Genomic DNA, 23,341 nt, shown 5'->3' with positions numbered 1-23,341 from the left:
TAATAATGCGACAGAAATCCCGCTTGCGATTTGCCCCTGCATTGTTTGCAGCCTTTTCCTTGTTTGCAGTAAGTCCCGCAATGGCCAAAGGTGATGATAGCAATGGTGGATTTGCCCATGATGCTAGCGATCTGAAGCCGGATTCGCGAGTGGTTTACGGAACGCTCGAAAACGGTTTGCGCTATGCGGTTATGAAAAACAGCACGCCGAGCGGTGTTGCGGCTGTGCGCATGCGGATTGCCACCGGTTCACTGAACGAGACGAAAGAGCAGAGAGGCATTGCCCACTTTCTTGAACATATGGCCTTCAACGGTTCCAAGAATGTTGCAGAAGGTGAGATGATCAAGCGCCTGGAGCGATATGGCCTGGCATTTGGCGCCGACACCAATGCGAGCACCGGTTTCAGCCAGACCACCTATAAACTCAACCTGCCAACGGTGGGTGACGACATTTTGAACGAAGCGTTTTTCCTGATGCGTGAAACAGCGGAAAACCTGACTCTTGATGAAGAAGCCATCGAACGGGAACGCGGCGTGATTGCTTCGGAAAAACGCAGCCGGGATTCCATCAATTTCCGCGCTCTGATCGCCAATATGGGTTTTTTGACGGAAGGCAGCGGTCTGACTAATCGTTTGCCAATCGGCGTGGATGAAACCATCGCAACGATGCCGCGATCAGAGTTTGTGAAATATTATCGCGGTTATTATCGCCCGGAAAATACTTTCATCGCGTTTATCGGTGATGTCGAAACCGATCTGGCGATCGAAAAGATCAAGGCCTATTTCAGTGATTGGCGTCCGAAAACAAAGGCACTTCCGCAGGTGAAGCTCTCGCCCGCTGACATTGTTCCGGGAAAAATCGGCTACCACCACCATGACGAGATCCTTACCTTTGTATCATTGGGATCGTTGCAACCCTATGTGAAATGGCCGGACAACAAGGCAAGACGAAAAGAAGGGCTGTTGAGGGCGCTTGGCGCACAGATTGTCAATCGCCGGCTCGACCGTATGATTGATACAGGTGAGGCGGATTTTCTGAACGGATCCATCAGCCGCTATGCGCCAGAGGATACTGTTGATGCTTGGATCATTCGACTCCGCAGCGGACCGGACAACTGGAAGGAGGCACTGGCCGCAGGGGATCAGGAGATCCGGCGGGCGCTGGCCTATGGCTTTTCGCAAGTCGAACTGGATGAGGTTATCGCAAGGCAGCGTAAAGCGCAGCAGGTCGCCGTAGATCGCAAAGGTACACGCAAGACCTATGCAAGGCTGGAATATAATTATGCAAAGGAGCTGGTGGACAGTTTCGCCAACGAACGTGTGTTCACTTCACCGGAAGATAGCCTCGCACGGTTTGAGGAATTTGTAGCGGAAATAGCGCTGGAGGACGTGGAGCGCGTGTTTCGTGAACGTTGGGCCGGCTTTGAAGAACCGGTAGTTTATCTCGCCACCAGCCAGAAAATTGATAATCCTGAAAAGGAGATAAGGTCCGCATTTCTGGCATCCCGTCAAATTGCCGTTTCCGCTCCGGAAAATCAAAAGGCCATAAAATTTGCCTATACCGACTTTGGAGAGCCCGGTCGCGTTGAAAAGGAATCCTATCTGGCCGATGCCGATGCCTATACCATCACCTTTGCCAATAATGTTCGGCTGAATTTCAAGCAGACGGATTTTGATGCTGATACGATCGGTATCCGCGTGAGAGTTGGCAGCGGCTTCCTATCGATGCCGGAAAAAAGCGAAGAACTGCGCAGACTGGCGGAAAATCTCTTGAGCCGCAGCGGCGTGGAGGGGCATAGTGCAGATGATCTGCAAACACTGTTTGCAGGTAAGAATGTCGGAGCCCGTGTTCGCCTGCGTCCTGATAATGATGCTTTGGAAGTTGTCGGTCGCACGGACCCGAAAGACTTTGCTGACCAGATGAATTTAATGACAGCACATATCACGGCGCCTGCTTATCGTGAGCAGACGGCTAAACGCTATCATGAGAAAATGGAAGCCTGGTACCCAACCCACAAAGCTTCACCGATGACGGTCGCAGAAAAGGAATTACCACGGATGATCCGCTCCGGTGATCCGCGTTATGGTTTTTCTGATCTGGAGGCCTTTTTGTCTCCCGAAATCCAGGATGTCCGGGACTGGATTGACCCACAGCTGCAAAACGGTTTGATAGAAATTACTATTGTGGGTGACATCGACAGGGCCTCTGCCATCGCTGAGGTTGCGCGGACATTTGGAGCCTTGCCAGAACGTGCTGACAACAAAGGTGCGTTTCCGGAGATGCGTAATCTGGAATTTCCGTCACAGCCGGCCGAACCATTTACATATTATCATCAGGGCAATGCTGATCAGGCCATGGTGCGTGTCTATTGGCCGGCACCGGATGCTTCCGACCCCAAAGATCCTCTACGTATGCAGGTCTTGCGCAGTATATTCCGCAACCGTTTGTCGAACGTTCTTCGGGAAGATATGGGCCTGACCTATTCACCAGGCGCAGGGATGTTCGTGAGCAACCTGTATGACGATTATGGCTATATGTTTGCCAGCGTGACAGCCGCACCTGAAAAGGCTGACGAGGTCCGTCAGGCCATTTTGCAAGTCGGAGAACAACTGGCAGCGGAGCCTATTGACGGGGATGTTTTTCAGCGGGCGTTGAAACCTATTGTCGACGATATTGACAGCTCGCTCCAGAATAATGGCTATTGGATGAGCGTGCTCCGAGATGCGCAAACGAGTGGATATGGAATGGTTCGGCATCGCATGCGTGAGAGCGTTTTGCGCGAAATGACGGTTAAGGATATTAGTGTTATGGCGAAGCGGATCTTCGGGGCCAACGCCGCAGTGGCTGCATATATTCTTCCTGCGCCGGACGAAAACGATGAGGCGGAAGTGGCACTGATATCGGATTGAGTTTGGCGGATGCTGCGGAGTCCGTGCAAGTTATACCATTGAAACTTTGTGGTAATTGGCTAATCATCGGGAGATGAACTCCGAACCCATTAAGCGCAGCAGTGCTGCCAGTCAGTCCGGTCACAATTTTCGCTATTTCGATTTTGTGATGGCGGCCTTTGTCACCATCCTGCTGCTTTCCAATATTATCGGCGCGGCGAAGCCGACCTTTGTGACCATTAGCGGTGAGCAATGGGTTTACGGCGCTGGTATCCTTTTCTTTCCACTAGGATATGTCATTGGCGATATTCTGACTGAGGTCTACGGCTATGCGCGGGCCCGGCGGGTCATCTGGGCGGGTTTTGCCGCGATGGTCTTTATGGCCTTCATGAGTTGGGTCGTGGTGTCTTTGCCACCTGCCGACAGCTGGGAAGGGCAGGCCGCCTATGAAAGCGTTTTCGGTCAGGTTCCGCGCATTGTTGCCGCGTCAATTCTGGCTTTCTGGGCCGGAGAGTTCGTGAACAGCTACGTGATGGCACGAATGAAAGTCTGGACGCAGGGCAGGGCGCTCTGGTCTCGAACCATCGGCTCAACGGTGGTCGGACAGGGTGTGGACAGCCTGATTTTCTATCCGTTGGCTTTTTGGGGCATCTGGGAAACGTCGGCCGTGCTGACCGTGATGGTGACCAATTGGCTGCTCAAAGTCCTGTGGGAGGCGGTGCTGACACCGGTTACCTATGCAGTAGTGGGCTGGCTGAAGCGGCGTGAGGGTGTCGATATTTACGATGAATCCACCAATTTTACACCATTTAGTACCAAAACCTGATCACCGGAATACTATCGAAGGAATCCGCTTTTCTCTGCCCAGCGTGCGAACAACAGAAAAGCGACCGCAAGAATGGGGATGGATATGGGCATGAACCATCCGTTCTGGCTGAAATAGTCCGGATAGCCGTCAAGAATGAAATAGCTGGCGAACTGGATCAGCACCGCGATCAGAGACATCAGGAATAACCTTACTGCTATCCGCCTGCGCAATAGCAGCATGATCGACCCCATGAAACCGCCAATGACGGCAACTGCAAAGGCGGCCGATGCCCAGAAGGGCCGATTGACAAACAGGTTCTGCTCCAGCTCAGTCATACTGGCAAGCTTTTCGGCCGTCATCATGATGTCATTGGCATAGGCACCGATACCAAGGCCATTCCATATCAGGGCAAATATTCCCAGGGCCCAGAACCAGACAGGCGGTTTCTTATCTTGTGTCATAAATTTGCTCCTCCCAACATGCCGGGTCATCATAGCAAGAAGCACGGGAAAAAATCTCTTTTTACCTGCGGTGCTTTGCCATTCTGTCCGATCGAGATTATTCGTTCGCAGTCCTTCTTTTTTGGCGATAGTCTGTACGAATGATAGCGGACAATAAACCGGTCATCATGACCGCTGTGATGGGAAAACAAGATCTCGCTTGGGCCGATGCGCTGCGTCGGAAATATTATCCGGTAGAGCGTAATGTCCTGCCTGCGCATATCACGCTGTTTCATCATCTACCGCCGCAAGCATTGGACGAGATCAAGCAGGCGGTGAAAGACATGACCCGATATAACGCGCCTCCGGTGACGTCTCTGCAGCGCCTGATCCACCTTGGCAGCGGGGTGGCCTATCAGCTGCATTCCCCCGACCTGCTGGCGATGCGAATGGAACTGGCGGACAGATTTCACGGGCTGCTGGTCGCTCAGGATCAGCAGACACCACGGTTGCATGTCACGGTGCAGAACAAGGTCTCAGCGAAAGAAGCGAAAGCGCTGATGACAAAATTGTCACTGGAATTTGAGCCGCGCCCATTTCAGATCAAAGGACTGGCACTGCATCATTATATGGATGGGCCTTGGCAATCTATTGGCGAATGGCCGTTTCGCGGTTAAGCGCTTTCGACTTCCTTGATCGGAATATCTGGGTCCGCCAGTTGTGTGCGATCCAGCGCAAGGCCTGCCTCAACGACTTTGCGGCCTTGTACGTAATCCTTGGTTGCATTCACACAATCAAGAGCGATCACTTTACCATCCTTCAGATATATAATCGAGAAGGACCGGTTGGCCGGATCACCACGTACAATATATTCATCATGGCCGGTGGACAAACCGACCGTCTGTAATTTGAGATCATATTGATTGGACCAGAACCACGGCACTGCATCATATTCGCATTTCTCGCCAATAATATCGAGCGCGGCTACCTTTGCCTGATCATTGGCATTTTGCACGGATTCGAGCCTGATATGTGCACCGTGGGCAAAGCGGTTGGCATGCGCAGCGCAATCGCCAATGGCGTAAACACCGTTCAGGCTGGTGCGGCACGTTTGATCCACATCGACGCCATTGCCAGCAGCAGCACCAGCCGCCACCAGTGGACCAGTCTCCGGAATAATACCGATGCCAACAATGATCATATCTGCATCTAGAACACGTCCGTCAGCAAGCCTGACGCCGGTCGCCATTCCGTCGTCATTGGTCTCAAAAGACTCTACCATGGCATTTAGCTCGACCGTGACACCTTGCCGACGATGTTCTTCTTCATAAAAGCGAGAAAGAGTTTCGCCGGCGACCCGCGTTAAAACCCGGTCAAGCGATTCCAGTATCGTCACACTCTTACCGAGTTTTGTGAGTACGGCCGCTGCTTCGAGGCCGATGTAACCACCGCCTACAACCACGACTTTATCCGTTGAGGGCAGGGCGGCCATGATCTTGTCGACATCTGCGCGAGATCGTACACCGTGAATATTGCGCGCCTGACTGCCCGGGCAATCCAGCATTCTGGGCGAGCCACCTGTAGCCCAGATTAGTTTGTGGTAACCAATTTCATCATCGGTACTTAGCGTGACCGTCTTTTCCATCGGATCCACTTTCGATACCCGGCAACCGGTTAGCAGATCGATATTGCGCTCACCCCAAAAACTTTCGGGGCGCAACATGATACGCTCAAACGGTTTATCTCCGGCCAGATACTCTTTGGATAGCGGCGGGCGTTCATATGGCGGGTATTTTTCATTACCCATCAGACCGATTGTACCTTCAAACTTCTGCTGCCGCAGTGCGATAGCAGCTTGCGCGCCGGCATGGCCAGCGCCAACGATCAATATGTCGTAGGATTTGTTCATTTTCGGCCCCATTGCGCCGCAGAGCGGCAAGGGCATGACTGTTAGCGCGGATGGCTGTTGGGTTGCAAGTACAAGAAAATGATAGTCAACTTGTTGACCGATAAAGATGCGGCGACTATAGCGCCGCGATCCAAGGTTTTTTGTAGCGATTCAAGTCCTGCAGAGAAACCGATGGCGGAGTAGCTCAGGTGGTTAGAGCAGTGGAATCATAATCCATGTGTCGGGGGTTCGAGTCCCTCCTCCGCTACCAGAAATATCGCAGAACAAGCATTTGGATCGTTAGCGGCAATTACTAGGTTTTGCGGTGCGAAAAATCTGGCCCGTTTGCGAAATGTCCTTCAGATTAAGCGGTTGCTCGCAATGTCGAATGCTGCAAGGATGCGGGAAGGATTTGAAACAGCGGGGAAGGCTTTGATTGGGACGTAATGGAACTTGCAGATAAAATCGTCTTACTCACCGGCGGCAGTGCGGGTATCGGGCGCGAAATTGCCCGACAACTGAAGGAAAAAGGTGCGAAAGTGACGCTGACAGGACGCAATCCTGAGCGCCTGTCCGCCATGCATCAGGAGGGATTTGAGGTTATTGAGGCTGATCTGTCCAATGCCGCTGGCGTGGATGCGTTGCTTAAAGAATGGGGTAATAAAGGCGTTGATGTGCTGCTCAACAATGCGGGTCAGCTCGTCGATCATGACTTTCGTGAGGGTAATCCGGTTGCCGATGCGGCTGATGATTGCATCTATGCCAATCTTAACGCGCCCATCCGATTGATCACTGGCCTGATGCCCAGTCTGCGCAAACGGCCGCAGGCGGCAATTGTCAATGTCACCTCGGGGCTTGCCATTGCACCGGCCGCCCGCACACCGATATATTGCGCTACCAAATCGGGGTTGCGGTTTTACACGCTTGGTCTGCGTGAACAGCTCAAGGATTCCAATATCCGCGTGATCGAGGCGCTACCGCCGGTTGTTGACACGCAGATGAATGATGGCAACCCGACCAAGAAGATGCCACCTGAAGAATGCGCACGGCAAATTGTCGTCGCAATCGAGCGTAATCAGGATGAGGTAAATATCGGTATGACCAAGGCTTTGCGCGTGGCTGAAGCGATCTCGCCTGCTCTTGCGCGGGGCATTACATTGCGGTTCTAAAAGACAGGTTTTACCAAATTGCACAATCCCACTACAAAATAGTTTCGCATTAAAGCTCATTGAAAGAACGGAAACGGGTGAAAAAGAGATACGCGATTATCGGTGCCGGGATGATGGGTCGTGAGCATATCAGCAATATTGCGCTATTGGATGATGTGACGCTGGTCGCGCTGTCCGACCCGGACAGGGGCTCGCTGGAAGGCTCGCACGATCATGCCCAGAAACTGGGTGCCGATCCGGTTTGCTATGCGAGCACACAAGAGATGTTGGCAAGTGAAGCGATTGACGCTGTCGTAATCGCCGCACCTAACCACACCCATTTTGAGATCATGCAGGACGTGATGAAGCATCCCGTCGCTGTTTTACTTGAAAAGCCAATGTGTACGACAGTTGAAGACGCACGCGCATTGCATGAGGCAGCACAGGACCATCCGTATCTTTTGTGGATCGGTCTGGAATATCGCTACATGCCGCCCGTCACCAGATTTATCGAGCGGGTGCATAGCGGTGTAACCGGGCCGGTCAAGATGCTTTCAATTCGCGAACATCGTTTTCCATTTTTGCAGAAGGTTGGCGACTGGAACCGGTTCAGCGAGAATACCGGAGGCACATTGGTAGAGAAATGCTGTCATTTCTTCGACCTGATGCGGCATATATTGCAGGACGAACCCGTGAGGGTTTTTGCATCGGGAGGGCAGGATGTGAACCATCTCGATGAGAGCTATGATGGCAGGATTCCTGATATTCTGGACAATGCCTATGTGATACTCGATTTCGCCAAAGGGACTCGTGCTGTGCTGGATCTATGCATGTTTGCGGAAGGTTCTGAAGAGCAGGAACAAATTTATGCGCTGGGTGAAAAAGGCAAGCTTGAGGTAAGCATTCCCTCGGCCAATGTCACCTGGTCGCCGCGCGATGGGTCCGGTCCTTCGACAGAAGCGGTTTCGACGCCTGAGCAAGCTTTGAAGGCGGGTGATCATCACGGGGCAACCTACTTTCAATTGATCAAGTTTCACGACGCTTTACTGGATAGCGGTGCACCGGAAATCTCGACATATGACGGACTGCGGTCAGTCGAGATCGGAGCAGCAGCGCATGAATCCATCGCAACCGGTTTGCCGGTGCACCTTACCTCCAGCATTTTCAGTAAAGGATAGTCTATGAAGCAAATGCCCGAAATTGGATTTGGCTTATGGAAAGTAAGCAGCGATGCTGCTGCTGATGTCGTGGTGGAGGCTGTAGAGGCCGGATATCGACACTTTGATTGTGCAGCCGACTACGCGAATGAGGCAGAGGTTGGCGAAGGGCTGAACCGCGCCATGGCCGAGGGGCTTGTCACCCGCGATGAACTTTGGATTACATCCAAGCTATGGAACACCTTTCACCATCCCGATCACGTGCAGGTGGCTTGCCAAAAATCTCTTGATGACTTGGGGTTGGATTATCTGGACCTCTATCTTGTCCATTTTCCGATTGCGTTGGAATATGTGCCCATCGAAACGCGTTATCCCCCAGAGTGGTTGTTTGATCCCGGCACCGACAATCCGCAAATGAAGCGTGCGCCAGTGTCGCTGCAAGACACTTGGCAAGCTATGGAAAAGTTGGTGGATGCCGGCATGGTAGGTAAGATTGGCGTATGTAATTATAACAGCGCCTTGATCCATGACCTGATGAGCTATGCCACGGTCAAACCAGCGGTACTGCAAATTGAGGCCCACCCTTATCTGACACAGGAAAAACTGATCCGGTTGGCACATCAATATGACATTCCTGTCACCGCCTTTTCGCCCCTTGCAGCGCTTTCTTATGTAGAGATTGATATGGCGGGCCAAGCTGACAGCGTGTTGACCGAAACAGTTGTTCAGGAAACTGCAGCGGCGCATGGCAAGACACCGGCGCAGGTCGTGCTGCGCTGGGCTACGCAGCGCGGTACATCCATTGTTCCGAAGAGCAGCAATCCGCAGCGAATGCGGGAAAATCTTGCGATTAATGATTTCTCGCTAAGCGAAGACCAGATGCACGCAATTTCCGCGCTAAACGCCAACCGGCGGTTCAATGACCCCGGCGTGTTTTGCGAAGCGGCTTTCGGCCTGTTTAACCCGATTTATGATTAAGGACAGGCGATGAAACAGCAGAACTGGAATGATGTTGCTTTCCCCGAAATAATTACGTCCGATAGCGGATCAAACCTGGCGGATTATCTAGCTAATGGGCGAGGTGACGTGGACGAGCAACTCATGAAAAGCGGTGCAGTTCTGTTTCGCGGTTTTCATGTTCCGGCAGTGGAAGATTTTGACGTTGCGGTTGAGTCTTATGGTGCAGAGAATTTTCCTTACGAAGAATCGCTTTCCAATGCGGTCCGGATTAATCTTACGCCGCGCGTTTTTACCGCCAACGAAGCGCCGCCGGAGACCAGCATCTTCCTCCATCATGAAATGGCACAAACGCCGATTTATCCGTCCAAACTGTTTTTCTATTGCAATATTGCCGCAGACAAAGGCGGCGCGACGCCACTTTGCCGGTCCGATATATTACTGAGCAAGCTGGAAGAGGCGGAGCCAGAACTGGTGGAAGCCTTCGCCACAAAAGGTGTACGCTATACCAACGTCATGCCGGCGGCAGATGATCCCGGTTCCGGTCAGGGGCGCAGCTGGCGAAGCACCCTCAATGCCCCGGACAGGAAGGCGGCGGAGAAGCGGCTCGACGCACTTGGTTATGACTGGGAGTGGCAGGATGATGGCACATTGCGTGTAACATCGCCCAGACTGGATGCGGTGCGCACGCTGCCCGATGGACGGCGGGTGTTTTTCAATCAGCTCATCGCTGCTTATCGCGGGTGGGCGGACAAACGTAATGATCCGTCAAAATCGATTTGTTTTGGCGATGGATCACCCATCGCTGCAGAGAGCATGGCAACGGCAATCGGGCTGGCAGACGATCTGAGCTATGACTTGCAATGGCAGGATGGTGATGTGGCACTGGTCGACAATTTCATGGTGATGCATGGTCGGCAGCCGTTCAAAGGCACGCGTAAGGTGCTGGCGTCACTTATTAAATAGGCTGCCTCGACGCGTCCACAGTCCTCGATTTCGCGGCCCAGGCCCAGTAGATGATATTTGCCAGGACTATGGTCAGCATCAGCGAGTAGAACAGATTGCCAAGTCCTTCACCAGAGGCCAGTCCGATGGATGAGAACAGCAGATAGAGCCCGACAACGCAGGAAAAGAGCGTTGCCGCCAGTGGTTTCGCAAAGCGCCAGGGTTGCAGATCCACCTGTGCGTTGATCTTGAAATTCCAAGGCGTTTCGCGGGGTCGCAGATATCCTGCAACCAGCATGATCATGACCTCGATTACAAACAGGATGGCATATTGGTGGAGGAAATGAAGTGTGACCGTTTCGTCAAATACGAAACGCAGCAGCGCGTAAGCGGTTACGTGAAACAAGATAACGATCTTGGCACCAATTGCCGGTACGCGCTTGGTAAATAACCCTATTATTACAATCACTACTGTAGGAATGTTATAAAAACCTGTGAATATCCGGATGATCTGCCATAATCCCTGCTCAGCGAAGTAGAGCAAAGGTGCTACCACAAACGAAAACAGCGCGATGACGATACTCGCAATTTTTGCCACCCGCACCAAGTCGGCATCGCTCGCCTCATTTTTACGCCATGGACCATAGACGTCCAGACAGAACAGGGTTGCGGCGCTATTGAGCAATGAATTGAACGAACTAAACACAGCGCCCAACAACACTGCCAGGAAGAAACCGGCCAGATAAACCGGCATTACGTCCTTGATCAGCCGGGGATAGGCTTGATCAATGGAGCCAAGGCCTGGGCCATAAAGATGAAAGGCGATAACGCCCGGTATCATCATCATGAATGGCACCAGCACCTTGAAAAAGCCGGAGAACAACACGCCTTTTTGCCCCTCTGCCAAAGAGGAAGCGCCCAAGGTTCGCTGGATTACATATTGGTTGGTGCACCAGTAAAAGAGATTGGCGAAGAGCATCCCGGTAAACAAGGTCCCAAATGGTGTGGGATCATCTTCGCCGCCAATGGCGCTGAGCTTTTCTGGATGATCGCTGACCAATTTGTCCAGGCCGAGCCCGAAATTTCCTTCGCCCAAGGCTATCAGCCCCAACACCGGAACAAGGATCCCGATAATCAACAGGCCAATGCCGTTTATCGTATCTGATACCGCGACAGCTTTGAGGCCACCAAAAATGGCATAAATTGAACCAATCCCCCCGATTGTCAGCACTGTGACAACCAGCGCCTCGAAATAGGAAATGCCCAGCAGATCGGGGACATCGAAAAGCTGCATGACCGCAATGGAACCGGAATAAAGCACCGAAGGGATGGTTATTAATCCATAGCCGAGCATGAATAAAATCACCGACATCCGGCGGACATCGGCATCAAAACGATCCGCGAGAAACTCGGGCAGGGTGGTGAAAGCGCCGGCCAGATAACGAGGCAGGAAAATCAGAGCCATGGCAATGGTTGCAACCGCCGCCGTCACCTCCCACGCCATGCTGCTGAGATTAAAACCATAGGCGGAGCCGTTTAAACCGATTAGCTGTTCCGCCGACAGGTTGGTCAGAAGTAGTGAACCCGCAATAAACACGCTGCCAAGACCGCGACCGGCGAGAAAATAACCGTCACGGCTGTCTACTCCGCCGCGTGTCTTCCGCCATGAAATAAAGGCAACCAGTCCCATGAAGAAGATACAGCTGGCCAGGGTGAAAAACAGATTCGCGTTTTGCATGTCAAGTTAGTGCGCAGGATCGCGCGACATTGCAATGTTGAGACAGGTTAATTGTCATATTAACATATGAGATAGAGCTAAAGTGGTTGTTCTTTCCGCTATTCGTCCAAATCGATAGAGTTTAAAGAATCATGTCCATCGCAGGTCTTTTTCAAGCAAGTTTCCTATTAATAAAAAGCTCTGCTTGAGGTCGAATCCCATTAAAATTGAGCAAGTTAGGCCGCCTTCACCAGCTTTGAAACCAATGATGGTGAGAGTAGATTGTAGAGAAATCTGCGCCGGGCTGTGGTTACATTACTATTAATCTATATTTTTGCGCGCTGGTTAACAAACGACCCCTAATTCATTCATTATAAGTTCGTGGGTGAACGGGGTAAAAATGAAACGACCAGGAAACTATCGCTCCAGCCAGTTGGCTATTGCGACAATCATATTGAGCACTGCGGTGCCATCCGTCGCGCAGACGGCAGAGGTTGCGCCTGATTGGCCAGCCAATGACGTCATGGTGGCGCATGGTGAGCAGGCTCCTGTTTCTGGTTCTGCAGCCGGTCCGGATTTGCGCCCGGTTGTACCGATGGGTGGCAATATCAACCCGTTTTCCGGTTCTATTGACCCATTCTCCGGTACTATCGACCCGTTTTCGGGAACGATTGACCCATTTTCCGGAAATGTTGACCCCTTTGCAGGTAACGTTGATCCATTCGCGGGTAACATTAATCCTTTTGAGGGCAATATCGATCCGTTCGCAGGGAATATTAATCCGTTTCATGGCGAGATCCGGGCACTTTGGGGAACGATCGACCCGTTTGCTGGCAATGTTGATCCCTTCGGTGGCAATATTGATCCATTCGAAGGAGCGATAGATCCAGACTCCGGTCATATATTGCCGAGCTATCACCAGATGAACGGCTTTTGGCAGAGTTTTGGTGCGAGCTGGAGACAGACCAATTTGCAGCTGAATGATATCGCCAACAATGGCGATGCCAACTGGAAAACCAGCCGTTTGAACTATCAGATCACGGATTTGATCAATCAGTCCAGAAATGTTTGGGGATCAGCCATAGAGGCACGCACAGGCCAATCTTTCGAAGCTGCATTTCTGGATCCGTTATTTTCAAAATTCGGTATTACCAGTGACCGGGTCGCCGGTTTCCGTTCCTTGACTGCTGCGAAGCGTGCGCAGCTGGTAACGGAGTGGTTTGACGGGTTGATGGAATATACTGGCAACGACCGCGTTGATCACTGGATGAAAGCCGTCAACTGGACGCCAGAGCTGACAAAAATTCAGGGCAGCGGCGCAGATAGCGTCATCGGCATTTTGGACTCTTCCATTGTTAATGATCCGGACCTTGAAGGTAATGTCTTCCATTCCGGTGGTTATCAGGCCCATGTTGGTGGGCATGGAACCGGCGTCGCCAGTCTTTTGATTGCTGATCACGACGGTCGCGGTGTCATGGGGATTGCGCCCAATGCTTCGGTCGCAACCTACAACCCGTTTGACCATACCGGCAGCGCATCCTGGGATGACATTGAGGATGGTATTGTTTCGCTGAAGAGTGCGAATGCCAGCGTTATCAATATGTCTCTTGGCGTGTCAGGCTGGACGCTGCACCCTGAGTGGAACAATGTGTTTAACGATAGCAAGGTCAAAAGTGTTGCGAATGACACGGTGTTTGTGATTGCTGCCGGAAATGATGGCATGACGCAAACCCAAGATGTCGAATTCAAACGCAATGCGGATTTTGGACTAATTGTGGTCGGCGCCATTGACCCGGTCGGGAATATTTCCAGTCTGTCAAACAAGCCGGGATCGGTTTGTCTTTCGACATCGGGCCACTGTGTCGATGGTAACTATCTCCGGGACATTTTTATTGTCGCGCCCGGCGAACTCATATTGATGGCTGACGGCAACGGCGGTGTAACCCGACGGTCCGGCACATCATTTGCAGCGCCCTTGGTATCAGGTGCGATAACATTGCTGCATGATCGCTGGCCCTGGCTTGCTCAGCATCCGGAAGAAACCGTCAGCATCATTTTGAAATCCGCCAAGGATCTGGGCGAACCAGGTGTCGACGATGTCTATGGTGTGGGATTGCTTGACGTAGAGGCGTCCCAGTCACCCTTAGATTTTGGCGCACTTGATTTTTATGAGTATCGGAACAACAAAAAAATCAAGCGAACTTCGTCAGACCTTCAAAGGACAGGCGTAGGTGATACCTGGAATGCCGAAGGCGTTTTCCTAACTATGTTTGAGACAATCGGGAATACGTATCGCGACTTTGTCGTGCCATTTTCAGACCAGCTAATTGGCCAAAAATCAAGCGTGACCGGATCCAACGAATATTTCCAATCCTATATCACCGAGCGATTTGTTGACTGGTCGACCAACGGTTTTACGGCATCGAACACAGTGGGCGGATTTACTGATATTGCCAGCTATGCGAGTCCGAAACGGGAAGGCTGGAACTTTGCGGTGTCGGCGGCTAACCCGACGCAGTATCTGAGAAATGGTCGGCAAGGTGAAATCCCACATAGCGCAGTGAAATTTGGCGATGCAGCGGGCAAATTCTCGTTCAATGCAGGCTATGGACAGGGTGCGATCGCATTGCTCGGCCAGCAGTCTTTTGGTCTGACGTCAGATTATGATTCAAACAACGGTGGTTTGAACCCCATTCTCGGTCTGGCCTCGGGTGGCGGGTTTGTTGATGCCGAATTTGCGATTGCAAAAAATACCAAAATTGCAGTTGGTATGACCAGTCGCCGTCTTGATCACTCGGAAAATTTCGAACTAACCGAAGCTGAACGGGCGCAATTACGCGGTGCCAAGGATTATCAGGCCAGCGCATTCAACCTTAGAATGACGCATAAACCGATAAAGGCTGCGACAGTGAGCGTGAGTTTCGCGACCCTGGACGAAAAAGACGGCCTGCTCGGTGTCCAATCCGCACTCGATAACGATCTACGGCACGGTTCACAGAGCAGAACGATGACACTGGGAGCAAGTTTCGACCTGCCGCACGGCATCAATATCGCTGCATCCGCCACCGCCGCGCTTACCAAGTCAAATGGTGGTAGCGACCAGAATTTGCGGACGAACGGCAATGTTAGAAGTTCTGCCTATGCGTTTTCCATCGGAAAACAGGGGCTGATGCGCAAAAATGACCGTTTGCGCCTGTCGTTCACACAGCCGATGCATATCGAAAACGGTACAGTTGAATATAGTGCCGTTGAAGTGGTTGACAGATCAACCGGCGAAATTGGGACTGTTACACGCAGTTTCAGTATTGCCGATGACAGCCGCCGCTTCACCGGAGAATTTCTCTATGCCACCCCGATGAAGGGGGGAGGCGAACTGTCTTTCTTTGGCCGCGCTGAATATGGTGGAAATTCAGGTAACAATGTTAACCAAATAATAGCAGGTGGTCTGCTAAGTATCCCATTCTAAAAGATTTCTTAGGGGTGATTTGCGTAACCATACTCACCCCTAGTTAGTCGATTTGCTAATCGGGGGGTGGCAAAAATGTTGGGACGAAAAATAGCAGCGGCACTATTGCTGAGCGCTACCTGGAACATCCCTGCTGCCAACGCGCAAGCAGACGCAGAGCTATCTCCATTTGATGCGAAGATCGCAGAGACAAAATCATCGATGATGTCTGATCCGGGCCTTGCCCTGAAGTCTGCACGTAAAGCGGCGATGATGGCAGAAGCCATGCCTCAGGCACAGATGGCCATTTCGATTGCCACCAGCCAGTGGTTGGAAGGGGAGGCGTTGACTCGTCTCAACAAGCCCAAGCAGGCGGCTCCGGTCATTGCCGAGGCGCTGGAAAGCGTTAAGCAGGTTGCACCTAACACCAAATTGCATGCGGATCTGCTGAAATCATCCGCCGCCATTGCTGGGCAGACCGGCCGGGTGGAGCAAGCTCTGGCGACGTTGCATTCTGCCTACCGGATATATGAAAAGCTTGATCAGAAGCGCAGTCAGGCGATCATTCTGCATAATATCGGTTCGATCTATTATGAGGCTCGCGATTATCCGCGGGTCTTGAGCTATTATGATCAGGCAAAATCGGTTTATGCAGATGATCCTGCTCTCAACCTCTCGTCGCATAATAATCGCGGTAATGCTTTGCGCGATATGGGTAAGTTTGCCGAGGCTGAGAGGGAATATGGCCTTGCACTAGAGGTCGCAAAGGAAATGGACAGTGCGCTGTTACAAACCCGTATTCTTACCAATCTCGCCTTCGCACAATATGCTCAGGGCGACCTGAAGAGAGCCGATAAGACAGCGACCTCAGGTCTTGGTCTCGCGGACGGTGCAGCGGCCGAATGGGAGCCTTTTCTTTGGGGAACAAGAGCCCAGATTGCAGTGGCTGACAACAGGTTGATGCAGGCCGAGAATTTTATCAACAGGACTTTTGAAGGCGTCGATCTGGAAAGCTCGACAATGTCCTATCGCGACTACCACGCAACAGCACATGAAGTATTCAGTGCGCTGGGCCGCCATAAAGAGGCTCTGCAGCATCTCCGCGCATTCAAACGTCTTGACGATAATGGTCGTGATCTGGCTGCATCCACCAACTCGGCACTTTTGGCGGCGCAATTTGATGATGCCAATCGCGAGTTGGAAATCTCCAAGTTGGAAGCGAAAGAGGCACAGCGGGAATTGTTGCTGACGCAATCGCAAACCACGCTGCGCTATACCAGCCTACTACTGGTTGTAGCTTTCGCGGTTATCGGCGCTCTGTTTTTTGCTGTGGTTTCTGTCCGGCGTCGGCGTAAAGAGGTTAGCGCGGCTAATGCCCGGTTGTCGCATGCCGCGAAACATGACTTGTTAACAGGTCTCCCCAATCGTGGCTACTTCCGCATGCTCTTGTCAGACGCGCTTGCGCAAACCGGCAAAGCCGGAAGACGTTGTGCTGTGATGCTGATCGATCTGGACCGCTTCAAAACGGTCAATGATACGCTAGGACATAATATTGGCGACCAGCTGCTCTGTCATGTTGCGGAACATCTGAAGGATGTGGCCGGCAACAAGGCCCATGCCGTTCGCTTGAGCGGTGATGAATTTGCCTTGGTGGTTCCGGATATCGAAAGCGACGGAGCACTCGAACAGCTCGGTGAAGAGGTAATTCGGCAGCTGAGTGGTACTCATTCCATTGAAGGAACGTCGGTAAATGTCGGAGCTACCGTTGGTATGGCGGTTGGACCGAATGACAGTGACGATGTCCAAACGCTGACGCGCAGCGCTGACCTTGCTCTTTACCATGGGAAAGAGTCGGGCAGGGGGCAGTGCGTTCGTTACAAGAAATTCATGCAGATCGAAGCAGATGAGCGCCATATCCTGGAAAATGATCTGCGTGATGCACTGGAAAATGGTGATCTGTCGATTGCCTATCAATCGATTGTAGATGCGAACAGTGAAGAGATTATCGGCTACGAATCTCTACTGCGCTGGGATCATCCCACCCGCGGAGAGATTTCTCCAGCCATTTTTATTCCGATCGCAGAAGAAGCGCGTCTGATTGGCCATATTGGCTCTTGGGTTTTGCGCACGGCCTGCGAGCATGCAAAAACCTGGCCGGATCATGTCAGGCTTTCTGTCAATGTTTCGGCCCTGCAGGTTGAAGGTGGTGGTCTTGCCAGTAACATCATCAGCGCTCTGGCCGCCAGCGGCCTCAGCCCGGAAAGGCTGGAGCTGGAGGTTACCGAAAGCGTCTTCCTCGACAAACATGAAAAAACGGACGCGATTCTGGAAGGTTTGCGTTCGCTGGGGATCAATTTGGTTCTGGATGACTTTGGCACGGGCTATTCATCACTTGGCTATCTGCGCCGCGCCAGTTTTTCGACCATCAAGATCGATCGCAGCTTTGTAAAGTCGGCTACGCAGGGATCAACTGAAAGCCTCGCGATTATCCGTGCAATTGTTTCCATGGCCCAGGAACTGGGAATGGAAACAACCGCGGAAGGAATTGAGACCAGGGAAGAACTGGCTATCATGCAGGAACTGGGCTGCACCCAGCTGCAAGGCTATCTGTTTTCACGTCCGACAAAATCGGTGTCCGGTAAAACAACTACAGATATCTACGAAAACGCAGTTGTTCCATTTTATCACAACGAACTGCAACGTAAAGTTGGCTGAAACGAGTCGTCTAAAAGCCAATTGCAAAGCCAACCCGTGCACCGGTTGTGCCCTTGACTGAGGATCCTGCAATTCCGCCGGAGAAATAGACTTTTTCTGTCAATCGGCCGACAAATGCGGTCGAAAAACCGCGTTGCCCGCCATAGGTGGAGAGGTTGAAAGATAGCGACATGGTGCTGTCTGGCACGATCATGGCACCGGACATGGCCATTGCTGCTGCGATTCCGCCATTGGCTTGGCGATCGATAAGCGAGACTCGTTCTGTCAATCGGTCCGCTCGCGTTTCCAGTGCCGCGATACGTCCGTCAAAATCGACTAGTCCGCGAACATCGATGTTCAATGCGCCAAGATTACCGGCGACATCCGTGGTGACTAGACTGAGTGCGCCTTCTTGCGCGGCCTGACTGGCAGAGGAGGTGAGGCCGGAGATACGCACTGTCGCGCCTTCGCCGCCCAGCGCGATCAAGTTATCACGGTCTGCAACCGCACCCGGACCGATGGCCACAGCGCCTTCTCCTGTGGCACTGGCACCATTGCCGAGAGCGATTGCGCCGTTTCCAATCGCAACATTCAGATTGCCGATGGCGACCGCGCCCGTTCCTGTGGCGGTGTTGTCCGCACCAAGTGCAACTGCGCCCGTGCCGGTTGCAAAATTGGGATCACCGATGGCGACTGCGCCATTGCCAGAGGCGGTATTATTGGAGCCGATGGAGACGGCTTTGCCATTTATTGCTTTGGCACCAACTCCGATGGCCACGGATTCTTCGCCGCTGGCTTCGCTGCCGGTGCCTATCGCCAAGGCATCCTGACCGGTGGCGCTGGCGCCGGGGCCGCTGCTGTTGCTGTGAAAATAGGCCAGTTCTTCGCTGTTGGCATTGGCCTGAGCCAGCGCGCGATTGGCGTCGGTCTGCGCCTGCATTGCCTCCGTGCGAGCGGTATCGGCACTGGCTTGCGCCTTGACGGCATTTTCAAAAGCTTCATCCGCCTTGGCCTGCGCATCGACCACGCCGGCGCCCGCCTGATCCGCCGCTTGCTGCGCCGCTCGGGCTTCTGCGCGAGCGGTATCAGCGGTCGTCTGAGCCGTGGCGGCATTGGTAAAAGCCTCATCCGCACGGGTCTGCGCGGCGGCAGCCTCCGCGCGCGCGGTATCTGCGGTGTTTTGCGCTGTCGCCGCATTAGCGAGAGCAGTATCGGCAGTCGATTGGGCATTAGCGGCCGCATTCTCCACGACATTGACCTGTCCGACATTGGCGGCATCGGTATTCTCGGTGCCTGCTGCAACGTTGGTTATCTGCCGCTCACCGCCGACAAAGCCGACCGATAAAGTGTTGGCGCGATTAGCAATGGATCCAGCGCCCAGCGCCACCGAATTAGTCGCCGTTGCCTGCGTTTCATTACCGATTGCGACCGCGCCCCTGGCGGAGGCGGTAGCGGCAAGAGCGCCAATATTGTTGGGATCGTCGCCATCTGCACCAATAGCGATAGACTGGTCACCGCTGGCCACACTTCTTGAACCGAGGGCGGTGCTGCGGTCACCAATGGCTTGACTGAGAGAACCGAGTGCGGTGCTATATGCACTGGTTGCGTCGCTGGAAGTTCCGATGGCGGTGCTGCGTTCACCGCTGGCCACACTAGCCTGCCCGGTAGCAGTGCTGCTGATACCGCTAGATTCACTGAAAGTTCCGGTAGCGGTGCTACCGACCCCGCTGGCCCGACTGTCGCGTCCGATAGCGGTGCTGTTGATACCACTAGCCTCGCTGGAAGCCCCGATGGCGGCGCTGCCCAAACCGCTGGCCACGCTGTTAAATCCGGCGGCGGTACTGCGTGCAGCACTGGCCTGGCTGGACGCTCCAATGGCGATGCTGCCGGTCCCGCTCGCCGCACTTCCGGACCCGAACGCGCTTGCTTGGGCATTGTTGGCCAATGCATCATTGCCCACTGCCGTGCTGTCATCGCTCGTGGCCCGCGCGCCCAGAGCATCGGGGTCCTGGCCATCTTCGCCTATGGCAACAGAACGCGCACCGGTGCTTCGAGAATCCGTACCGACAGCAACGGACCCCTCGCCAGTGGCCTGGGCTCCCCCGCCAACCGCAGTGGAGCCGGATGCAATCGCACCAAGACCAAGGGCCACCGCCCGTTCGCTGGTCGCCTGCGCATCATTGCCGATTGCAATTGCACCGCTGGCAGATGCGGTCGCGCCCTGATCATCTGCATCCTCGCCATCAGCGCCAATAGCAATAGAGCGGTCACCGCTGGCCTGACTGGAGTGGCCCAATGCTGTGCTGTTGATACCGGTCGCCGCACTAAAGGCGCCGGTTGCAGTAGTGTCTATAGCCGTAGCCATACTCGACCGGCCTAGGGCTGTGCTGTCATTGCCAGTGGCATCACTCGATACGCCAATCGCTGTGCTGGCGATCGCCGTTGCCTCGCTTAAAGTGCCTAATGCTGTGGCATTTAGAGCGGTGGCATCGCTTACAAAACCAATTGCGGTGGTGTTCGTTGCGGTTGCTCTGCTACCGGTTCCCATGGAGGTTCCACTTAGACCGCTGGCCACACTGGCCTGCCCGATCGCAGTGCCACCTGTACCGCTGGCCTCACTTCTAAATCCGATCGCGGTGGTGCGATCACCGGCGGCCTCACTTTCAAATCCGATCGCGGTGCTGGTTTCGCCGCTGGCCTCACTTCTAAACCCGATGGCGGTGCTTCTATCGCCTGTTGCCGCTGCCCTAACTCCGCAAGCCAATTGGGAGCCATTTCCCTCCGCATCCGCGCCACCATCATTGTCGGTGCCGGGGTCTACCTCGCCGTTGTTATTGCGATCGAGCAGGCAGGTTTCCGCCGAAGCAGGGTTGGCGGCGGTCAGCGCCGCGATGCTGGTTGCGAGTAAAAGACTGCAGCGGATGGTTTTGATTGAAGAGGTCATGATGCAAATTCCTTGATTGGGGTGCGCGCCAGTGCGGCGGCTTAGCGGGCGGGTCGGCCCGATAATATTTGTGGGATATCTGGAGTGCCTTGAGGGCACGCGCGAAATGGACGGGACACCGGGGAGCACCCCGCCCATTCCCGCGGGTGCCTACTCATGCCCCCTCGACATCGAGCCTCGAAGGCTCGAATCTCGGTCGTGCGACAGCGCGTAAAATAGTGGCTCATATGGTCCTCCCCGGTGCTTTCAAACCGCCGGTCTCTGGTCGATAACCGGCGTAGAAATGGAGGCAGCGACGATGATCGGCGCTGGGCCGAGTCAGTCCGTTTGCAATATGCCGTTTCCAACCATTGCACTGCCGATCCGTTTCTGAGATGATGTAAACAGCGGTAAAGGGAGGGAAAAAGGGGTCGTGGCCAGATTGTCCGAAACGCATCCAATTTTGTCCGAAATACGCTCTTCATGGTCTAACGGCTGTCTCGAAATACCATGCAAGTGGCTATTTTCCGAAGAATCACCGTGATGAAATTCACACGAGCAACGGTATTTTTTTGGGTCGCGTTGCTATTGTGCATTCATGTGGTACCTCCGGCAGCCTTCGCGCAGGGCGGTAGTGAAAACTGTGTTGAGAGTGGCGAAGACAGGGCGAGTATCAATATTCTCGCCGATTTGCCGAACGGCCAGTTAAAACCACTTGCCGCGAGTTACTTTCTGGACAGGGCGGGAACGATCAGTGCGGACAGGATAGCCGCCCAGACCTTCACCTTCATACCTTGCGAAGAGCAGTTTGATATCGCGCGACGCCCCGGCGCGCTGTGGTTGAAATTCACAGCCCGCAATCCGCATGCGGACGAAAAAGCATGGGGCATATCGTTCATGGAAACCGTGGTGGATGACGTGACCCTGTTTCACGTGCGCGGCGGCACGCTTGTCCAGATAGCGCAAGATGGCCGGACCATCCCGGCGGCGCAAAGCGACAATGACAGGCTGCAAACTGCTGTCTCTTTCCGCATCGAACCGGGTGGGGAAGAAACCTATTATGCCCGTGTTTCGGGCACCTATGCGCCCGCCGTCACACCGGTCATCGGATCGGTTAATCTGCTGGCGAGCTGGTCCAGCGGCTTTACCGCCATATCCGCCGTGATGCTGGGCTTTTGCATTATCATGATCCTGTTCAGCCTGATATTGTTTCGGCATATCCACCCCCGTTTCTATCAATTTTATGCGGTCTATCTGGTCGGCATGTTCTGCATGACATTCCTGTATGACGGGTGGCCGCGCGTCCTGTTTGGTTCAACCATTTCAACGCAGCAGTGGCGACCGTTTATTGAACTGGCATCCGGTCTGGTGATGATCGCCAATATTCAATATTGCCGGATACTCCTGACCATCGATACCGATCCGCGGAAAAGAAAGCAGACTATATTCCATTGGCTAACCGGCCTTGGCGTGGTTGGCACCATATGGGCGATGATCGATCCATTTGATTGGGGAACGCCGGTTTCCATACTGCTCATCTTCAATCCGTTTATTCTGCTCTATGTGTCGGGGCGAAAAATGCTTGATGGCGTAAAGCAGGCTGTTCCGGTTTTTGCGTCTCTGGTGGCGCTTAGCCTCGGTCTTTTTTCGTCGCTCTATTTTTTCAAGTTCCCGGTCGCAGTTAAGGAAACCAGTTCGGCCTTTGATCTGATCATGATGCGGCCAATTACGCTGAGCTATACCAGCTCGACGATCGTGGAGGCGATATTCATGATGATCGCAATCTCGATCATGATCAATGCCATGCAAAGGCAAAGGAACACTGCGGTGACCGAAGCGATAAAGCTTCGGGATCAAATCGACATGGCAGAGGATCAGCAAGAGCAGAATTCGGTATCAAAAAGCAGTATGCTCGATGCCCTGCGGGCGAGCGGCCTCGATAACAAACTGACACCGCCATCGGAGCAGGGTTTTCTGGACCGCGCTACCCAATCGGTCATCGAAAATGTGAACCAGAGAGGTTTTAGTGCCGGCGCGCTCGCTTCCGAATTAGGGGTTACTGAAAAAACGCTCGGCCGCCGGCTGAAAAAATCACAAGGGTTGACACCAGCGGCCTTCATCCGATCGATACGGCTGAGCTATGCCCGTGACCTCATCCTGCTTCGTCAAGCCGACACGGTTGCGGAAATTGCCGATGCGTCAGGATTTGCCAGTGTCAGCCACTTTGCCAAATTATACCGCCGGGAGTTCCGGGAAGCCCCCAGTCAGGCCCTGAAATCACTCAAAGCTGTGACCTAGTGCGTTTGGGAAGAATGTGGCTGAGAACGATAT

Annotated in this window: 14 protein-coding genes and 1 tRNA gene; 11 read left to right on the top strand and 4 right to left on the bottom strand. The window is 53.3% G+C overall.

Annotation, left to right across the window (positions count from 1 at the left end; all coding sequences use genetic code 11):
* Positions 1-5: 5 nt before the first annotated feature.
* Positions 6-2,909 (top strand): pitrilysin family protein, encoded by a 2,904-nt coding sequence (locus DK507_RS15265; protein ID WP_109357167.1) that lies wholly within the window; start codon positions 6-8, stop codon positions 2,907-2,909.
* 73 nt (positions 2,910-2,982) lie between these two features.
* On the top strand, positions 2,983-3,714 hold the full coding sequence (locus tag DK507_RS15260; protein ID WP_109357166.1) for a queuosine precursor transporter: 732 nt from the start codon (positions 2,983-2,985) through the stop codon (positions 3,712-3,714).
* Positions 3,715-3,725: 11 nt separating this feature from the next.
* Here DK507_RS15260 and DK507_RS15255 read toward each other — a convergent pair whose 3' ends face one another.
* Positions 3,726-4,157: a hypothetical protein gene (locus tag DK507_RS15255; protein ID WP_109357165.1), complete on the bottom strand. Its 432-nt coding sequence runs from the start codon at positions 4,155-4,157 to the stop codon at positions 3,726-3,728.
* Between the two features lie 140 nt (positions 4,158-4,297).
* Here DK507_RS15255 and DK507_RS15250 point away from each other — a divergent pair, with 140 nt between their 5' ends.
* A complete protein-coding gene (locus DK507_RS15250; protein WP_109357164.1) occupies positions 4,298-4,813 on the top strand; it encodes a 2'-5' RNA ligase family protein in 516 nt (171 codons plus the stop codon).
* Here the strand turns inward: DK507_RS15250 and DK507_RS15245 are convergent.
* Positions 4,810-6,045 (bottom strand): NAD(P)/FAD-dependent oxidoreductase, encoded by a 1,236-nt coding sequence (locus DK507_RS15245; RefSeq protein WP_109357163.1) that lies wholly within the window; start codon positions 6,043-6,045, stop codon positions 4,810-4,812. The genes DK507_RS15250 and DK507_RS15245 overlap by 4 nt on opposite strands.
* A 173-nt stretch (positions 6,046-6,218) precedes the next feature.
* Between DK507_RS15245 and DK507_RS15240 the strand changes: the two genes are divergently transcribed.
* The 5 genes from DK507_RS15240 (at position 6,219) to DK507_RS15220 (ending at position 10,252) form a co-directional block, all read left to right on the top strand.
* A tRNA-Met gene (locus DK507_RS15240) sits at positions 6,219-6,295 on the top strand.
* Between the two features lie 175 nt (positions 6,296-6,470).
* Complete coding sequence (locus DK507_RS15235; protein WP_109357162.1) at positions 6,471-7,193, top strand: SDR family oxidoreductase; 723 nt, start codon at positions 6,471-6,473, stop codon at positions 7,191-7,193.
* 77 nt (positions 7,194-7,270) lie between these two features.
* Positions 7,271-8,350 carry a Gfo/Idh/MocA family protein gene (locus DK507_RS15230; RefSeq protein WP_254054407.1) on the top strand — a complete coding sequence of 360 codons (1,080 nt, stop codon included), beginning with the start codon at positions 7,271-7,273 and terminating at the stop codon, positions 8,348-8,350.
* A 3-nt stretch (positions 8,351-8,353) separates the two neighbouring features.
* Positions 8,354-9,307 (top strand): aldo/keto reductase, encoded by a 954-nt coding sequence (locus DK507_RS15225; protein WP_109357161.1) that lies wholly within the window; start codon positions 8,354-8,356, stop codon positions 9,305-9,307.
* A 9-nt stretch (positions 9,308-9,316) separates the two neighbouring features.
* Entirely contained in the window at positions 9,317-10,252 is a 936-nt protein-coding gene (locus DK507_RS15220; protein WP_109357160.1) for a TauD/TfdA family dioxygenase, read from the top strand.
* Here the strand turns inward: DK507_RS15220 and DK507_RS15215 are convergent.
* The gene (locus DK507_RS15215; RefSeq protein ID WP_109357159.1) at positions 10,245-11,969 is read right to left on the bottom strand and encodes a solute:sodium symporter family transporter; all 1,725 of its coding nucleotides are present in this window, start codon (positions 11,967-11,969) and stop codon (positions 10,245-10,247) included. The two genes, DK507_RS15220 and DK507_RS15215, sit on opposite strands and share 8 nt — an antisense overlap.
* 379 nt (positions 11,970-12,348) lie before the next feature.
* Here DK507_RS15215 and DK507_RS15210 point away from each other — a divergent pair, with 379 nt between their 5' ends.
* Both DK507_RS15210 and DK507_RS15205 read left to right on the top strand, forming a co-directional pair.
* Positions 12,349-15,414: a S8 family peptidase gene (locus DK507_RS15210; protein ID WP_109357158.1), complete on the top strand. Its 3,066-nt coding sequence runs from the start codon at positions 12,349-12,351 to the stop codon at positions 15,412-15,414.
* Between the two features lie 75 nt (positions 15,415-15,489).
* Positions 15,490-18,108 (top strand): EAL domain-containing protein, encoded by a 2,619-nt coding sequence (locus DK507_RS15205; protein ID WP_109357157.1) that lies wholly within the window; start codon positions 15,490-15,492, stop codon positions 18,106-18,108.
* A 10-nt stretch (positions 18,109-18,118) separates the two neighbouring features.
* On the opposite strand, the gene DK507_RS15200 is transcribed toward DK507_RS15205, so the two are convergent.
* Positions 18,119-21,031: a hypothetical protein gene (locus DK507_RS15200; protein ID WP_162559076.1), complete on the bottom strand. Its 2,913-nt coding sequence runs from the start codon at positions 21,029-21,031 to the stop codon at positions 18,119-18,121.
* Between the two features lie 522 nt (positions 21,032-21,553).
* Between DK507_RS15200 and DK507_RS15195 the strand changes: the two genes are divergently transcribed.
* Positions 21,554-23,308: a helix-turn-helix domain-containing protein gene (locus DK507_RS15195; RefSeq protein WP_162559075.1), complete on the top strand. Its 1,755-nt coding sequence runs from the start codon at positions 21,554-21,556 to the stop codon at positions 23,306-23,308.
* Positions 23,309-23,341: the final 33 nt, after the last annotated feature.

The sequence above is a fragment of the Sphingorhabdus sp. EL138 genome, from assembly GCF_900258045.1.
GTDB lineage: Bacteria > Pseudomonadota > Alphaproteobacteria > Sphingomonadales > Sphingomonadaceae > Parasphingorhabdus.
The sequence above is the reverse complement of the archived record's forward strand: the minus strand, read 5'-3'. Positions and strand labels throughout refer to the sequence as shown.

Excerpts from the sequence above, each read along its gene's own strand:
- DK507_RS15265 (WP_109357167.1), top strand. The coding sequence starts at position 6 with ATGCGACAGAAATCCCGCTTGCGATTTGCCCCTGCATTGTTTGCAGCC.
- DK507_RS15260 (WP_109357166.1), top strand. The coding sequence starts at position 2,983 with ATGAACTCCGAACCCATTAAGCGCAGCAGTGCTGCCAGTCAGTCCGGT.
- DK507_RS15255 (WP_109357165.1), bottom strand. The coding sequence starts at position 4,157 with ATGACACAAGATAAGAAACCGCCTGTCTGGTTCTGGGCCCTGGGAATA.
- DK507_RS15250 (WP_109357164.1), top strand. The coding sequence starts at position 4,298 with ATGATAGCGGACAATAAACCGGTCATCATGACCGCTGTGATGGGAAAA.
- DK507_RS15245 (WP_109357163.1), bottom strand. The coding sequence starts at position 6,045 with ATGAACAAATCCTACGACATATTGATCGTTGGCGCTGGCCATGCCGGC.
- DK507_RS15235 (WP_109357162.1), top strand. The coding sequence starts at position 6,471 with ATGGAACTTGCAGATAAAATCGTCTTACTCACCGGCGGCAGTGCGGGT.
- DK507_RS15225 (WP_109357161.1), top strand. The coding sequence starts at position 8,354 with ATGAAGCAAATGCCCGAAATTGGATTTGGCTTATGGAAAGTAAGCAGC.
- DK507_RS15220 (WP_109357160.1), top strand. The coding sequence starts at position 9,317 with ATGAAACAGCAGAACTGGAATGATGTTGCTTTCCCCGAAATAATTACG.
- DK507_RS15215 (WP_109357159.1), bottom strand. The coding sequence starts at position 11,969 with ATGCAAAACGCGAATCTGTTTTTCACCCTGGCCAGCTGTATCTTCTTC.
- DK507_RS15210 (WP_109357158.1), top strand. The coding sequence starts at position 12,349 with ATGAAACGACCAGGAAACTATCGCTCCAGCCAGTTGGCTATTGCGACA.
- DK507_RS15205 (WP_109357157.1), top strand. The coding sequence starts at position 15,490 with ATGTTGGGACGAAAAATAGCAGCGGCACTATTGCTGAGCGCTACCTGG.
- DK507_RS15200 (WP_162559076.1), bottom strand. The coding sequence starts at position 21,031 with ATGACCTCTTCAATCAAAACCATCCGCTGCAGTCTTTTACTCGCAACC.
- DK507_RS15195 (WP_162559075.1), top strand. The coding sequence starts at position 21,554 with ATGAAATTCACACGAGCAACGGTATTTTTTTGGGTCGCGTTGCTATTG.